Annotated in this window: 13 protein-coding genes and 1 tRNA gene; 6 read left to right on the top strand and 8 right to left on the bottom strand. The window is 61.5% G+C overall.

Going from position 1 to position 14,009, the window contains the following annotated elements; genetic code table 11:
* Positions 1–103: 103 nt before the first annotated feature.
* Both V6767_RS12270 and V6767_RS12265 read left to right on the top strand, forming a co-directional pair.
* A tRNA-Met gene (locus tag V6767_RS12270) sits at positions 104–180 on the top strand.
* Positions 181–353: 173 nt separating this feature from the next.
* On the top strand, positions 354–932 hold the full coding sequence (locus tag V6767_RS12265; protein ID WP_448473756.1) for an alpha-ketoglutarate-dependent dioxygenase AlkB: 579 nt from the start codon (positions 354–356) through the stop codon (positions 930–932).
* Here the strand turns inward: V6767_RS12265 and V6767_RS12260 are convergent.
* Positions 916–2,016 (bottom strand): AbrB family transcriptional regulator, encoded by a 1,101-nt coding sequence (locus V6767_RS12260; protein WP_448473755.1) that lies wholly within the window; start codon positions 2,014–2,016, stop codon positions 916–918. The two genes, V6767_RS12265 and V6767_RS12260, sit on opposite strands and share 17 nt — an antisense overlap.
* A gap of 215 nt (positions 2,017–2,231) precedes the next feature.
* Here V6767_RS12260 and V6767_RS12255 point away from each other — a divergent pair, with 215 nt between their 5' ends.
* Complete coding sequence (locus V6767_RS12255) at positions 2,232–3,383, top strand: CaiB/BaiF CoA transferase family protein (RefSeq protein WP_448473754.1); 1,152 nt, start codon at positions 2,232–2,234, stop codon at positions 3,381–3,383.
* A gap of 88 nt (positions 3,384–3,471) precedes the next feature.
* Here the strand turns inward: V6767_RS12255 and V6767_RS12250 are convergent, their stop codons facing one another.
* The 6 genes from V6767_RS12250 to V6767_RS12225 form a co-directional block, all read right to left on the bottom strand.
* Positions 3,472–4,503 (bottom strand): aspartate-semialdehyde dehydrogenase, encoded by a 1,032-nt coding sequence (locus V6767_RS12250; protein WP_448473753.1) that lies wholly within the window; start codon positions 4,501–4,503, stop codon positions 3,472–3,474.
* 264 nt (positions 4,504–4,767) lie between these two features.
* Positions 4,768–5,598, bottom strand: a complete 831-nt coding sequence (locus V6767_RS12245) for a phosphatase PAP2 family protein (protein ID WP_448473752.1) — start codon at positions 5,596–5,598, stop codon at positions 4,768–4,770.
* A 157-nt stretch (positions 5,599–5,755) separates the two neighbouring features.
* Positions 5,756–6,505, bottom strand: coding sequence for a phosphatase PAP2 family protein (locus V6767_RS12240; RefSeq protein ID WP_448473751.1), 750 nt, complete (start codon positions 6,503–6,505; stop codon positions 5,756–5,758).
* Positions 6,506–6,602: 97 nt separating this feature from the next.
* Entirely contained in the window at positions 6,603–7,718 is a 1,116-nt protein-coding gene (leuB, locus tag V6767_RS12235) for a 3-isopropylmalate dehydrogenase (RefSeq protein ID WP_448473750.1), read from the bottom strand.
* Between the two features lie 139 nt (positions 7,719–7,857).
* Positions 7,858–8,829, bottom strand: coding sequence for a polysaccharide deacetylase family protein (locus V6767_RS12230; RefSeq protein ID WP_448473749.1), 972 nt, complete (start codon positions 8,827–8,829; stop codon positions 7,858–7,860).
* Positions 8,830–9,023: 194 nt separating this feature from the next.
* Entirely contained in the window at positions 9,024–10,304 is a 1,281-nt protein-coding gene (locus V6767_RS12225) for a glycerate kinase type-2 family protein (protein WP_448473748.1), read from the bottom strand.
* 204 nt (positions 10,305–10,508) lie between these two features.
* On the opposite strand from V6767_RS12225, the gene V6767_RS12220 reads away from it, so the two are divergent.
* Complete coding sequence (locus V6767_RS12220) at positions 10,509–11,846, top strand: glycosyltransferase family 4 protein (protein WP_448473747.1); 1,338 nt, start codon at positions 10,509–10,511, stop codon at positions 11,844–11,846.
* 4 nt (positions 11,847–11,850) lie between these two features.
* Complete coding sequence (locus V6767_RS12215) at positions 11,851–12,591, top strand: HAD-IIB family hydrolase (protein ID WP_448473746.1); 741 nt, start codon at positions 11,851–11,853, stop codon at positions 12,589–12,591.
* A gap of 279 nt (positions 12,592–12,870) precedes the next feature.
* Here the strand turns inward: V6767_RS12215 and V6767_RS12210 are convergent, their stop codons facing one another.
* Complete coding sequence (locus V6767_RS12210) at positions 12,871–13,152, bottom strand: BolA family protein (protein ID WP_448473745.1); 282 nt, start codon at positions 13,150–13,152, stop codon at positions 12,871–12,873.
* A 162-nt stretch (positions 13,153–13,314) separates the two neighbouring features.
* Here V6767_RS12210 and V6767_RS12205 point away from each other — a divergent pair, with 162 nt between their 5' ends.
* The gene (locus V6767_RS12205) at positions 13,315–13,956 is read left to right on the top strand and encodes a DnaJ domain-containing protein (RefSeq protein ID WP_448473744.1); all 642 of its coding nucleotides are present in this window, start codon (positions 13,315–13,317) and stop codon (positions 13,954–13,956) included.
* Positions 13,957–14,009 lie beyond the last annotated feature (53 nt).

Here is a 14,009-nt window from a genome sequence, read left to right as displayed (position 1 = left end):
AATCCCGCCCTTGACGCTTGACACCCCCTGCCGCAGGCCCTAATAACGCCCCGTCCCGCGCAAAGCGCCGGACCCCTTGTCACCGCCCGACGGTGCGCAGGTTGGCGGAGTAGCTCAGTAGGTTAGAGCAGAGGAATCATAATCCTTGTGTCGGGGGTTCAAATCCCTCCTCCGCTACCAAAAAATCTTTGATCGTTAAGCTATATGCAGTTTACTACGCCTCTTGCTACTTGTCGTGGTATGGTTTGATCCGGAACGACAAAGTATCTGTTGTTCTGCCGTACCGAGTACGAAATTCCCGTTACTTATGCTTTCGATCGGAAAACGCGAGCGGGGCGGAAATGGATGCTGCGTTGAACAAGACAGGATCACGTCTGCCACCGGGCGCTCGCTATGCTGCCGACTTTATTTCGCAGGCCGAAGAGGACGAGTTTGAAAAATGGCTCGACGCCGGCGTTTGGAGTGGCGAGCTGAGGCGCCGTGTTCAGCATTTTGGATATCGCTACAACTACAAAGCGCGTGCTGTCACGTCGGATGCCTATATGGGAGAATTGCCCCAGTGGCTTCAACAACTGGGAAGTCGCCTGGTGACTGCTGGTTATTTCGACGAACCGCCGGATCAGGTTATTGCGAATGAATACCTGCCGGGACAGGGGATCAGCGCGCATGTTGATTGCGAACCGTGTTTCGATGATACGATTGTTTCGCTAAGTTTGCTTTCCCAGTGCGAAATGGTTTTCCGAGAAAAGCGCACTGGTACAAAGCTTGCCACGTTGCTTGAACCTCGGTCGGTGATCATCATGAAGGGCGCCGCTCGCTATGCATGGACCCACGAAATCCCAGCTCGAAAATCAGATATGGTCGGCAGAAATAGAATTGAAAGATCGCGCCGGGTTTCTCTGACCTTCAGAAAAGTCATCCGCTCCCTTTGAAATCGTGAATATTGGATCTTCGCGCAATCAGGAAGCGGTAGATCAGGGGCAGGAACAGGACGGCCGTGAATATGCGGACGATATGGTGGCAGGCGACGTAGACCGGGTCGGCGTCGATCGAAACCGCGATCAGGCCCATTTCCGTCACACCGCCCGGCGCGAAGGCAATGAAACCGACGATCACGGAATTATATCCGAGCATCGAAACTGTCAGGCCCGCCGCCAAGGCCACCGACAGGGAAACGACGATCAGCGGGAGCGACAGCAATACCGACTTGTAGAGCGTGCGCATGTCGACCGCCGCGAACCGTCCGCCAAGGCTCGCGCCGATGACGAGCTGGGTGATCTGGATGAGCGATGCCGGGATCAGGGCGAATGTGAGGCCTGTCGAATGCAGCGCGGCGCTCGCGATCATCGGACCGATCATATTGGCTGCCGGCAGGTGGATCTTGCGGGCGACATAGGCGCCGACGAATGCCGCCGCGGCCATCAGCAGGGTATCCAGCACCCCGATCGGGTTCGCTGCCCCCGATGCTGTAGCCCCGCTTGCGCTGCCGACGGGATGGCCGACATAAAAGGTCAGCAGCAGCGGAATAATGGTGACCGCAAGGGAAATCCGCGCCAGATGCTGCACCACCGTGAGCGTCGGATCGCCGTTGAACCGCTCGCTGATGATCACCGCCTCCACGACGCCGCCCGGCGAGGAGGCGAAGAAGGCCGTCGCGCGATCATAGCCGCCCAGCCGTTTCAGAAGCACATACCTGATCATCTGCGTCACGAGCGCGAACGGAATGACAAGAAGCAGCGACGGCCACCATTCACCCATATGCCTGATCGTCTGGGGCGTTACCTGCGACCCGATCATCAGGCCGATGATGGGAATGAAGACATTGCGCAAGGGGATCGGCATCACCGGGATCGCGCCGAAAACCATCGGTTTCGCCATCGCAACCGCCGCCGCCGCAAAAAGCGGTCCGAGCATCCAGGGCAAGGGCAGCCCGGCGGCGACCGCGCCCCAGGCGCCCGCCCCGGCAACCGTAAAGATGAACAGAAGCCGTATGCCGCAAGGCAGGTATCGGATCATCTTCCCACGCCGTCGCGCCGGGCCTGCAGATGGCGGCTGTCACCCCGGGCCGGGAGCTGACGGGTATTCGACATTTTTTCCATTGCGGCCTCCCCCTTTTCCTTGTCACAACATGCGAAGCGCGGATTTGACAAGACAGCCATTCGAATTTATTTCCGGCTAGACGGTAAATAAGTCAATAGCTGACGGAAAATGCGTCGATCGGAGGTCCTGGAATGCCGGCTCTACCCCTGGAAGGAATAAAGGTTGTCGATTTTTCACGGGTACTCGCCGGCCCGCTCGGCACCCAGGTTCTCGGCGATCTCGGCGCCGACGTGATCAAGATCGAGCATCCCGAGCGCGGCGACGACACGCGCGACTGGGGGATCCGCCTCGGCGAAACCGAGACGACCTATTACTACGCCTTCAACCGCAACAAGCGCTCGGTCGCGCTCGATCTCTCCGATCCGGACATGGTCGAGGCTGCGCGCGCGCTGGTCGCAGATGCCGATGTCGTGGTCGAAAACTTCAAGCAGGGCGGGATGGAGCGCTTCGGCCTCGGTTTCGAGGACCTGCTGAAGATCAATCCCCGGATCATCTATTGCTCGATCGCCGGCTATGACCGCTCCAGCGAAGAGGCGAAGCGTTCGGGATACGATCTCGTGGTCCAGGGCGAGAGCGGCCTGATGGCGATCAATGGCGAGGCCGGGCGTCCGCCGCTGAAATTCGGCGTCGCCGTCGTCGACATGTTTACCGGCATGTATGCGGCCCAGGCGATACTCGCGGCGCTGGTGCAGGTGCAACGGACCGGACAGGGACGCCGCATCGATCTCTCGCTTTATGATTGCGGCGTCACGCTCAGCGCCTATTACGGGCTCGATGCCCTGGTGATGAAATCCGACCCGCCGCGCTACGGCAACGCGCACCCCTCGATCGTGCCCTATGGCGTGTTCGATGCGGCCGACGGACCGCTCGTCATCGCGGTCGGCAACAACCGGCAGTTCAGGTCGTTGTGCAACGACGCGCTCGGACGCGCGGATATGGCCGATGATCCACGCTATGCCACGAACATCCTGCGCTCGCAGCACCGTGCCGCGCTGATCCCGGAACTGGAGCGCGAACTGCGCAAACACAACCGCGCGGACCTGCTGAAGACGCTGTCGGCTGCCGGCATACCGGGCGGCGAGGTCCTGGGCCTTTACGAAGCCTTGACGCACCCGCGCACCGCAGCATCCGAGATGGTGGTCACGCGCCGAAACTCGCAAGGACAGGATGTCGCCTTCACCGCCCCGCCCTGGCGCATCGACGGCGAACGCTGCCCCGTGCGACCGCCGCCAACGCTCGGCCAACATACCGCCGAGGTTCTCGCGGGCCTGAAGAAGGACTGATCGGCGATCGAAAGGCGCGCTGGCCGTCCCTCAAAACACAAACGGCGCCGGGGTGTCCCGACGCCGCTGGCAATTCATCCCTGAGGCCTCACGCCATGGCGCGCGGCTTGACCAGGTTGCGCTCCAACAGCAGTTCGGCGATCTGCACCGTGTTCAACGCCGCGCCCTTGCGCAGGTTGTCGGAAACGACCCACATGGCCAGCCCGTTTTCCACGGTCGCGTCCTCGCGGATGCGCGAGATGAAGGTGGAGTCCTCGCCGGCGCATTCGACCGGGGTCATGTAACCGCCGTCCTCATGCTTGTCGATCACCTGGCAGCCCGGCGCCTCGCGCAGAATATCGCGGGCTTCCTCGGCGGTGATTTCCTTTTCGAACTCGATATTGACCGATTCCGAATGACCGATGAACACCGGCACGCGCACGGCGGTGCAGGTGACCTTGATCTTCGGGTCGAGCATCTTCTTGGTCTCGGCCAGCACCTTCCATTCTTCCTTGGTGTAGCCGTCTTCCATGAAGCTGTCGATGTGCGGGATCACGTTGAAGGCGATCCGCTTGGTGAACTTCTTGTTCTCGATCGGATCGGCCACGAACACGGCGCGGGTCTGGTTGAACAGCTCATCCATGCCCTCCTTGCCGGCGCCCGAAACGGACTGATAGGTCGAGACCACCAGACGCTTGATCGTGGCGCGGTCATGCAGCGGCTTCAGCGCGACGACGAGCTGGGCGGTCGAGCAGTTCGGATTGGCGATGATGTTGCGCTTGCGGAAGCCCTCGATCGCATCGGGATTGACCTCCGGCACGATCAGCGGCACGTCGGCGTCGTAGCGCCAGGCCGAGGAATTGTCGATGACGACGCAGCCGGCAGCGCCGATCTTCGGCGACCACTTCTGCGAGATCGAACCGCCGGCCGACATCAGGCAGATATCGGTGTCGGAAAAATCATGGTTTTCGAGGTTTTTCACCTTCAGCGTCTTGTCGCCATAGGAGACTTCCGTGCCGACGGAACGGCTGGAGGCAAGCGCCACGACCTCATCGGCGGGAAAGCCGCGCTCTTCGAGGATGGACAGCATTTCGCGCCCGACATTGCCGGTGGCGCCCACGACTGCAATCTTGAAACCCATGATGATAAGCTCTCTTTCGTTTCTCTCCTCGAAAATCGCGGGAGTGGAAGAGCGGCCGAAACGGCATCTTCCCGTCCCCGGCCGAACCGGGGAGAGAGCGGTAGGCCAGGAACGTCAGACGGTTTTCGTCGTCGTTTTCTTGGCTGTTTTCATGAAACTGCGGGAAGGCGAAATCCGGCCGCCGGCGCTAGGCGCCAGGGCAACATCAGCAGCAATGTGACGCGCAAAGAGCGGCATATTCGGCTTTTCCTTCTACCGCGAAGGCTAATGGCCCTTTTGCGTGGTCAAGTCAAGGTCTGTTTGGCGTGCGGCATGATGCGGATGCTTGCGCATGAATTCCGGCTTCAGCGCGGAAAAGCAGTTGCGCGGTACCGGCCAGCCGTGGGGATCGATGTTGAACACCATGCGATAGCGCGAAAAGACGATTGCTGTCAGATAGGTACACCAACTGCCAAAGGCCAGCCCCGCAATGACATCGCTCGGATAATGCGCGCCAACGATGGTGCGACTCATGGCGATGCAGACCGCAAGGCTGAAAAACAGCACGCGATGACGCGGCATGAAAAACGCCGCTGCCGTGAAGATCGCCGCGACCGTGGTGGCATGTCCGGATGGGAAGCTCGAGAATCGAGTGGCGAAGCTCAGCGGGTCGAATGAGAACGGGCCGATCTGATGGTAGATCAGCATGTTCGGCCGCGGCCTGCCGATAAGACCCTTCAGAACATTCACCGCAAGTCCCGAAAAGGCGACGGACAGGAACATGAAGCTCGCCGCCTGCGCCAGGAATACGCCTTTCGCGCGCGCCCGCAAATCGCCAATATCAGCCGTTCCGGCCGCCGCCATGCCAAGGCAGAACACCACAAAACTGGCGATCAGAATCCATTCCGATTGGCCGAAATGGGTAATGAATTCACCAAAATCCACAATCTGACGGGGAAGGTCATTGGCCATCAAACCGACCGGATAATCGAGAACTGCGAAGGCCACAAACAACAACCCCGCAACGCCGACCATAAAGCCACGCCAGTGTGTGCAGGGCCAAGGCTGATCTTTCAGTTTTCTGCGCTTACAAAACCAGCGATAGCGCTCCGACATTCCACCCCCTGCAGTCCACCGCAAAGCCGTATTTTTTGTAATATTATCTACTTGCTCGGCCTATAGTGGAAGATACACTAATCGACATACCACTTCAACGCCCAGCCGCCGAGGCCGGCGAGCGTCGCCTTTCTACTCTCCGTTCATCACAGAAAAATTACGACCGCAGCCGGTCGCGCAGGCGCGGTCGCGGTCGACGCACCGGCAACCCTCTTTCCGGCACGGCGAACAGCAGCCGATAGCGGGCGAAAACGCAGGCCACGAGCACCGAAATCCAGGCGCCGTAGAACAGACCCGCCGAGACATCGCTCGGATAATGCGCGCCAACGGCGATGCGGGCGAAGCCGAAGAAGATGGCGATGGCGGCGAAGAACGGCCCGAGCCGTGGATAAAGCAGCGCAAGCCCAGCGAAGATCGCGCCCGATGTCGTCGAATGGCCCGAGGGGAAGCTCGCGTAATCATAGGCCCAGACGCCGACATTGAAGTGCAGGTCGCCGACGGTATCGAACAGCGTCGGACGCGCCCGGCCGATCAGGCGCTTGACAACATTGACCGTGGCGCTGGCGAGCGCCACGGAACAGAACAGATAAAAGCCCTGATGCAGCACCAGCGCGGCGCGGAATTTCGCCCGCGGGCTGGCAAGGCAGGCGATAGCGACATAGGCGAGGACGGTCACAGTCCCGCTGGCACCCAATATCCACGGCGCGGTGGTGACGTCGGTCAGCCGCGCGGCGAAATCCTGAAACCGCGATGACATGGCGTCGCGCGCCGAGGCCACAGGGCCGTCAAGCGTCGCCATGCATAACAGCGCCAGCGTCGCGGCAGGCAGAAGAAACCACGGCCAGCAGGTGGCGGAAAGGCGGAAAGTCTCGTGCGCAACGCGCCGCTTCCAGAAAAGCGGCGGCATGCGGATACCGGATTGTGGGAGGTCGTCTCGGGTCTCGTTCATCCCGACAAGATAGCGCGGCGGCGGCGGTTATAAACCCCGCCGCCGGCCTTGATCTTCAAACGCCGAGCGTGGCGGCGAAGGCGGCGACCACGGCATCGCCCATTTCGCTGGTGCCGACCTTGCGGCAGCCGGGCGCCATGATGTCGCCGGTACGCAGCCCGTCATCGAGCACCTTGGAAATCGCGGCGTCGAGCGCTTCCGCCTCTTCGATCATGTTGAACGAATAGCGCAGGCACATGGCAAAGGAGGCCAGCATGGCGAGCGGATTGGCAACGCCCTGACCCGCGATATCTGGCGCTGAGCCGTGGACAGGCTCATACATCGCCTTGCGCTTGCCGGTGACGGCATCTTCCGCGCCGAGCGAGGCCGACGGCAACATGCCGAGCGAACCGGTGAGCATGGCCGCGACATCCGACAGCATGTCCCCGAACAGATTGTCGGTGACGATCACATCGAACTGCTTGGGCGCGCGCACCAGCTGCATCCCGCCGGCATCCGCCAGCATGTGCGACAGCTCGACATCGGCGAATTTTTCCTGATGAACCCTGGTCACGACCTGGTTCCAGAACAGGCCGGACTTCATCACATTGCGCTTTTCCATCGAGCAGACGCGGTTGCCGCGGGTGCGCGCCAGCTCGAAGGCGACGGCGGCGATACGCTCGATCTCGTAGGTGTCGTAGACCTGGGTGTCGATCGCGCGCTGCTGGCCGTTTTCGAGATCGATGATTTCCTTGGGCTCGCCGAAATAGACGCCACCGGTGAGCTCGCGCACGATCAGGATATCGAGGCCTTCGACGAGTTCCGGCTTCAGCGAGGAAGAGGCTGCAAGCGCGGCGTAGCAGATCGCCGGGCGCAGATTGGCGAACAGTTCCAGATCCTTGCGCAGGCGCAGCAGGCCTGCTTCCGGGCGCACATCATAGGCGACATTGTCCCATTTGGGACCGCCGACGGCGGCGAACATGACAGCATCGGCCGCCATCGCCCGCGCCATGTCATCGTCGGAGATCGCCTTGCCATGGGCGTCATAGGCCGCGCCGCCGACAAGTCCGCGCTCGATTTCAAAACCCGCGCTGGCCTTGTCGTTCAAAAGGCTGATGACCTTGACGAATTCCTCGGTGATTTCCGGGCCGATGCCGTCGCCGGGCAGAAGAAAGAGTTTACGATGGCTCATGATGCCTCCCTCGGAGCTTGCTGGCCGCGCGCCATCCGGAATGTCGGCGCCTCTGGCGGGCCGAGGCGGTTCTAGACCGCGCAAACGCGCATTTCAAGGCGGTTGAGCGCTGTTGCGGTACGTGTTTGAGCGAAACCCATCAGCGAGAATTTGTAGCAAGCCGGGCGACCAGCGTATCGTCCTTCTGTGGCGGCGCGCCATATTTGAGCTGCACCACCTTGTAACCGCCCTCTTCCAGCCGCGCGAGCAGCGGGCCGATGGCGCGGGCCGTGCGGCCCTGCAGGTCATGCATCAGCACGATGCCGCCGCCGCGGGCCTCGAGCCCGTGCATCACCCGCTCCACAAGTTGCTCGGTGGTCGCCTCGCGGTAGTCGAGGGAATCGACATCAGCGCCGATCGGGATCAGGCCGCGGTTGGCGAGCGCGCGGTCGAGCCATTCGTTTTCTGCCAGATAGGGAAAGCGGAAGAAATGCGGCGTCATGCCGGTCGTCTCTTCCACGACAGCCCTGCCCTTGTCGATATTGGCGACCGCCGCGTCATGGCCGAGCGCGGGCAGATAGGGATGCGAATATGTGTGGGTGGCGATCGTGTGGCCGGCTGCGGAGACCATCGCCGCCGTCTCCGGATAATAATGCGCCATCTGGCCGACCATGAAGAACAGGCCCTTGACGCCGTAGGCATCGAGCGCATCCAGCACCACATTGGTGCGGCCGGGCACCGGGCCGTCGTCGAAAGTCAGCACCACTTCGAGCGGCGCCAGCGTGATATCGCGTGTCTCGTCCAGATAGATCGTGCGGCCCGTCAGCGGATGGCGTTCCGGGCGGCCGTCCTCGCCAAGACTGATGGTCATGACCTGAGCGCCGCGATCGGCCCCGTCCACGACGCGCGAATGGATAGACCCAAGCTGCAGCGGCGCTTCCTCTATCGGCACGATGTCTCCGATCGACCCCGTGGTGATGACCTCGATCGCATTTGGCGCCTCGGAAAGAACGCGCGCCGGAGCCGGCAGCAGCGCGGTCTTGAGGATCGTGGTATCGCGCTCCCCGTTGGAGGCGCATGAGGCGAGCGCGAGAACGCAAAGGCCTGCAAGACCGGTTACAAAACGACGCATTGGTAATCCACTTCAACCAACCAGATGCCGGACGCGCATCGCGGGATTCGCCGCGCGGGCTCTCGCAAAAAATGTGCGAATATGGTTACCAAAGCGTAAAATGGAGCGAACATTCAGCCGGCCGCGCCGAGATTTCGCGCGCACGAGCCGCCGTTGCGCGGTTAGCGCGCCGGTTCCGCGATGAGGCGTGCAACTCAGAGAATCAGGATTGCCCGGAAATCGTTGACATTGGTCAGCGTCGGGCCGGTGATGACCTGATCGCCGAGCGCCTCGAAAAAGCTGTGCCCGTCATTATCGGCGAGTGAAGTCCGGGCATCAATGCCAAGGGAGCGCGCGCGTTCAAGCGTATCCGGCCCGATCACGGCGCCGGCCACCTCTTCGCGGCCATCGACGCCGTCGGTATCGCCAGCAAGGGCATGAACTCCTTCAAGCCCGTTGAGTTCGACCGCGAGCGAGAGCAGGAATTCGACATTGCGGCCGCCCCTTCCCTCGCCCTTCACTGTCACGCTGGTTTCGCCGCCGGAAAGGATGATTGCGGGCCGTTTGGCTGGCACGCCGTGATGGACGACGGAGCCGGCGATCCCGGCATGGACGATGCCGACATCCTTGGCCTCGCCCTCGATCGTGTCGCCGAGCACCAGCACGTCAAGACCGGCCTCGCGCGCCGCGTCGGCGGCCGCCTCCAGCGACATGAACGGCGTTGCGATGATGTGGTTCTCCGCCCGCGCCAGCCGCGGATCGTCAGGCGCCACGCAGCGCGCGGCCTCGGTGTCGAGATGGCGAGCGACATGGTCGGGCAGATCGATCTCGTAGCGCTTCAGGATCGCCTTTGCATCCTCGACCGTGGTGGTCTCGCCGACCGTCGGGCCCGAGGCGATGATCGCCGGGTCGTCGCCCGGGACATCGGAAATCAGCAGCGTGTGGCAGCGGGCGGGGTGGATCGCGGCGGCCAGCCTGCCGCCCTTGATCGCCGAGAGGTGCTTGCGCACGCAATTGACCTCGTCGATCGCCGCCCCGCAGCGCAACAGCGCCTTGTTGACGGCGATCTTGTCAGCGAGCGTCACGCCCTCCGGCGGCAGCGACAAGAGCGCCGAACCGCCCCCGGAGATCAGCACGATCACAAGATCGTCCTCCGTCAGATCCGAAACGGTCTCCAGGATGCGCTTGGCCGCCCTCTCGCCGGCCTCATCCGGTACCGGATGGGAGGCCGAGAGAATTTCGATATGTTTACATGGCGCTTCATGCCCGTAGCGGGTGACGACGACGCCTTCGAGCGGCCCGTCCCAGCAGGCCTCCAGCGCCTCCGCCATACGCGCCGATCCCTTGCCGGCCCCGACCACGACCGTGCGACCCTTCGGCGGCTCCGGCAGATACCGCGCAAGCTGTTTCATTGGATCGGCGGCGGCCACGGCAACATCGAAAAGCCTGCGCAGAAACGCGTCGGGGTTGTCCTGGAAGCTGGCGGAGGAATTCATAGGGGTTTTCCTTATGGGACTGTTCCCCTATGTTCCACATAACCCCGGATTGCTCAAGTTTGCGTGGAACACTTCGCGCGGATTGCGCGTTCGGAGAAAGGCGGGACGTGCGCCCGTTCGATTCTTTTCGCCTCCTCCCGGCAATTATACAGAACCGAATCCGCGCCGACACGCCACGCTTTGTTTTGCAAGGAAGGATTGAAGATGGCAGACAAGAACGGGTCCGATAAATATCCAAATATCGCGCTTGTTTCCACGCATGGATATGTTGCCGCCGATCCACCGCTTGGCGCCGCCGATACCGGCGGACAGGTCGTCTACATTCTGGAACTCTCGAAAAAACTCGCCCAGCTCGGCTTCTCGGTCGATATCTATACCCGCCGGTTCGAGGATCAGCCGGAAATCGACGAGGTCGACGAACGCGTCCGGGTCGTGCGCATTCCCTGCGGCGGCAAGGAATTCATTCCCAAGGAATATCTCTACAAGCACCTGCTGGAGTGGAGCGAGAATGCACTGCGCTATATGCGCGAACACGATTTGAAATATACCTTCATCAACTCCCATTACTGGGACGCCGGCTATGCGGGCCTCAGGCTTGCCGAAGCGCTCCACATCCCGCACCTCCACACCCCGCATTCGATCGGCCTGTGGAAGAAGCGGACCATGGAGACCGATTATCCCGACAAGAAGGAGCAGTTCGAAAAGGACTTCAACTTCACCGAGCGGATCAAGCACGAAAACAAGATCTACCGCGCCTGCGACAGCGTGATCGCGACGACGCCGCTCCAGGTCGACATGCTGGTGGAGGATTACGGCATCCGCGAGGACCGGGTCTACATGATCCCGCCGGGCTATGACGACAACCGCTTCTATCCGGTTTCCGGCGCCACCCGGAACATGCTGCGCGAGCAGTTCGGCTTCAAGGGCAAGACCGTGCTGGCGCTCGGCCGGCTCGCCACCAACAAGGGGTATGACCTCTTGATCCAGGCATTCTCGGTTATGGCCGAGCGAGTGCCCGACGCCGAGCTTCAGCTTGCCGTCGGCGGCACGGACATGGACGAACTCGAAACCAAAATCCTGAACGAACTCAAGGCGCTGGTGAAGGAGCTCGATCTCGAGGACAAGGTCCATTTCTCCGGCTATGTCTCCGACGAGGATCTGCCGGATATCTATCGCGCGGCCGACATGTTCGTGCTTTCAAGCCGCTACGAGCCCTTCGGCATGACCGCAATCGAGGCGATGGCCTCGGGCACGCCGACGGTAGTCACCACCAATGGCGGTCTTTACCGCGCGATCAGCTTCGGGCGTCACGCGCTGTTTGCCGACACGTTCGACAAATACGATCTCGGCATCATGATGATGAAGCCGTTCAAGCACCAGCGGCTCTATAATCGCCTGGCTCGCATGGGCGCGCACAAGGCCCGCAGCCTGTTCACCTGGACCGGCATCGCCCAGCAGCTGATCTCACTGGTCGAGGGCCGTCCGATGCGGCAGTCGCTGCAGGACAGCGACTGGGCCGAACCCTGGAATGACGGCGACTGAGGCGATGGCAGTCAGACTTTTCTCCTCCGATCTCGACGGCACGCTTGTCGGCGACAACGGCTCGACGGAACGCTTCCGCCGGGCCTTCGAGGCCGTGCCCGAGGCCGAGCGCCCGCTCTTGGTCTATAACAGCGGGCGGCTCGTCGACGATATCCGCGACCTGATCGGCATGGTCGGCCTGCCCGAACCCGATTTCCTGATCGGCGGCGTCGGCACCATGGCCCATGACCACCGCAACGGATTGCCCATCGGCGGCTTCGATGATTTCATCGGCACCGCCTTTGATGTCGAGAAGGTCGAGCGGATCATGTCCAATATTCCCGACGTGACCCGCCAGCCTGAGCGCTTTCAGCACGGCTACAAATCGAGCTGGTATCTGCAAAACGCCAAGAAGGGCCGGTTGCAGGCCATCGAGGAAGCGTTGACGTCGAAGGGGCTCGAGGTCAAGCTGATCTACTCATCGAAGCGCGATCTCGACATTCTGCCGAAGAATGCCGACAAGGGCGCCTGCCTTTCATGGCTGTGCCAGAAACTCGACATCGCCCATGACGACGTCGTGGTGGCCGGCGACACCGGCAATGACAGCGCGATGTTTACGGTGCCGGATGTGCGCGGCATCATCCCGGCCAACGGCCATGACGACCTGCGGAGCTTGGTTAAGGGCAATGACCGCATCTATCAGGCCTGCGGCGAAATCGCCGACGGCGTGATCGAGGGCCTCAGGCATTTCGGGGTCGCGATTTAGCGCGCTTTCGATGGGCGGAAAAAGGCCGAGGGCAGGATTGACGAGAAATCTATCCCTTCCACGGACGTCATCCTCGGGCTTGTCCCGAGGATCTATCCACGGTTCCGCACGAGCGGAGGTGGCGTTTCGTAACGGATTGTATTGACTCGACTTTTCGTCCGAGACGCTTGTCGCATTGAGACGTGCTTAGATGCTCGGGACAGGCCCGAGCATGACGGCGGAGAGTGGGTAGGCTTTGCCAACAAATCCGAGCGCTTCGGCGATTTCAACCCGTCCCATTTACCACCGCGTCGGCTCGTCGGGTGCTGCGGCTTCGATCGCAAGCGCATGAAGGCCGCCGGCGAATTCCGGGCCCAGTGCCTCATTGACGGCACGATGTCGTGCGATGCGACTCATCCCTTTGAACTTGCCGGATACGATCCTGATCCTTAAATGGGTGATTTCGGGAGCGTCCGGATCATTGTAGTGGCCGGCATGTTGCGCGCTCTCGTCTTTCAAAATCAGCCGTTCGGGATTGAACAGGGTATTCAGCCGGTCTTCGATTGCTGTGGCCATTGCCATCGTTTCACTCCTTGTCGCGCGTGGCGCGTCGAACGGAAAGGTTAAAAACCGGCTTTCGCGAACCCCGCGCCGTGGTCAACGCGTTAACAGGGCAGAAAGCCAGTAAGAAATCCCGTTGTCAATTCTTGTTGTGGCGGGCTTGGAAGGTCATAATCACGCGCCATGAATCTAGATTCCAAATATTTCGACCGCCTCCGCACCAAGCGCAAGGGCCCCGCCGCGGCAAAACCCGCCGATGCGGAGACCGCTGTGCCCGAGTGCCAGTGGGACGGCTGTCACAAGCCCGGAAAGCACAAGGCCCCTGTCGGCCGCAATGCCGAGGGGCAGTTTTTCCTGTTCTGCTTCGAGCATGTGAAGGCCTACAACAAGGGCTATAATTATTTCGAGGGCCTGTCGGACAGCGAGATCGCGCGCTACCAGAAGGAAGCGCTCACCGGCCATCGTCCGACCTGGACCGTCGGCGTCAACGGCGATACCCGCAAGACGCCGCTCAACGGCTCCAGGAAGGCCGGCAATGCCGCATCGGGGGCGCGCATGCGCGATCCGTTCGGCTTTGTCCATGACGGCAGGGATGGCCGGCCGCAACGCCCGAAGCGCGAGCGCAAGCTGAAGACGCTCGAGGCCAAGGCCTTCGACACGCTGGGGCTGACCGCCGCGGCGACCTCCGACGACATCAAGAAGCAATACAAACTGCTGGTCAAGAAACACCACCCTGACGCCAATGGCGGCGATCGCGGCTCGGAAGAAACTTTTCGCGCCGTGGTGCAGGCATACCAATTGTTAAAGCAGTCCGGCTTCTGCTAGGACGCTATTATCAAAAGCAGATAAAAGACCGTTGAGCGGCCTTTTCCCAGGAG

The organism is Martelella sp. FLE1502 (assembly GCF_053484255.1).
The sequence above is the reverse complement of the archived record's forward strand: the minus strand, read 5'-3'. Positions and strand labels throughout refer to the sequence as shown.

What these genes read in the sequence shown, in the direction of transcription:
- V6767_RS12245 (WP_448473752.1), bottom strand. Translation starts at nt 5,598, where the DNA reads ATGTCGGAGCGCTATCGCTGGTTTTGTAAGCGCAGAAAACTGAAAGAT.
- V6767_RS12230 (WP_448473749.1), bottom strand. Translation starts at nt 8,829, where the DNA reads ATGCGTCGTTTTGTAACCGGTCTTGCAGGCCTTTGCGTTCTCGCGCTC.
- V6767_RS12205 (WP_448473744.1), top strand. Translation starts at nt 13,315, where the DNA reads ATGAATCTAGATTCCAAATATTTCGACCGCCTCCGCACCAAGCGCAAG.
- V6767_RS12250 (WP_448473753.1), bottom strand. Translation starts at nt 4,503, where the DNA reads ATGGGTTTCAAGATTGCAGTCGTGGGCGCCACCGGCAATGTCGGGCGC.
- leuB (WP_448473750.1), bottom strand. Translation starts at nt 7,718, where the DNA reads ATGAGCCATCGTAAACTCTTTCTTCTGCCCGGCGACGGCATCGGCCCG.
- V6767_RS12240 (WP_448473751.1), bottom strand. Translation starts at nt 6,505, where the DNA reads ATGCCGCCGCTTTTCTGGAAGCGGCGCGTTGCGCACGAGACTTTCCGC.
- V6767_RS12255 (WP_448473754.1), top strand. Translation starts at nt 2,232, where the DNA reads ATGCCGGCTCTACCCCTGGAAGGAATAAAGGTTGTCGATTTTTCACGG.
- V6767_RS12260 (WP_448473755.1), bottom strand. Translation starts at nt 2,016, where the DNA reads ATGATCCGATACCTGCCTTGCGGCATACGGCTTCTGTTCATCTTTACG.
- V6767_RS12220 (WP_448473747.1), top strand. Translation starts at nt 10,509, where the DNA reads ATGGCAGACAAGAACGGGTCCGATAAATATCCAAATATCGCGCTTGTT.
- V6767_RS12210 (WP_448473745.1), bottom strand. Translation starts at nt 13,152, where the DNA reads ATGGCAATGGCCACAGCAATCGAAGACCGGCTGAATACCCTGTTCAAT.
- V6767_RS12215 (WP_448473746.1), top strand. Translation starts at nt 11,851, where the DNA reads ATGGCAGTCAGACTTTTCTCCTCCGATCTCGACGGCACGCTTGTCGGC.
- V6767_RS12225 (WP_448473748.1), bottom strand. Translation starts at nt 10,304, where the DNA reads ATGAATTCCTCCGCCAGCTTCCAGGACAACCCCGACGCGTTTCTGCGC.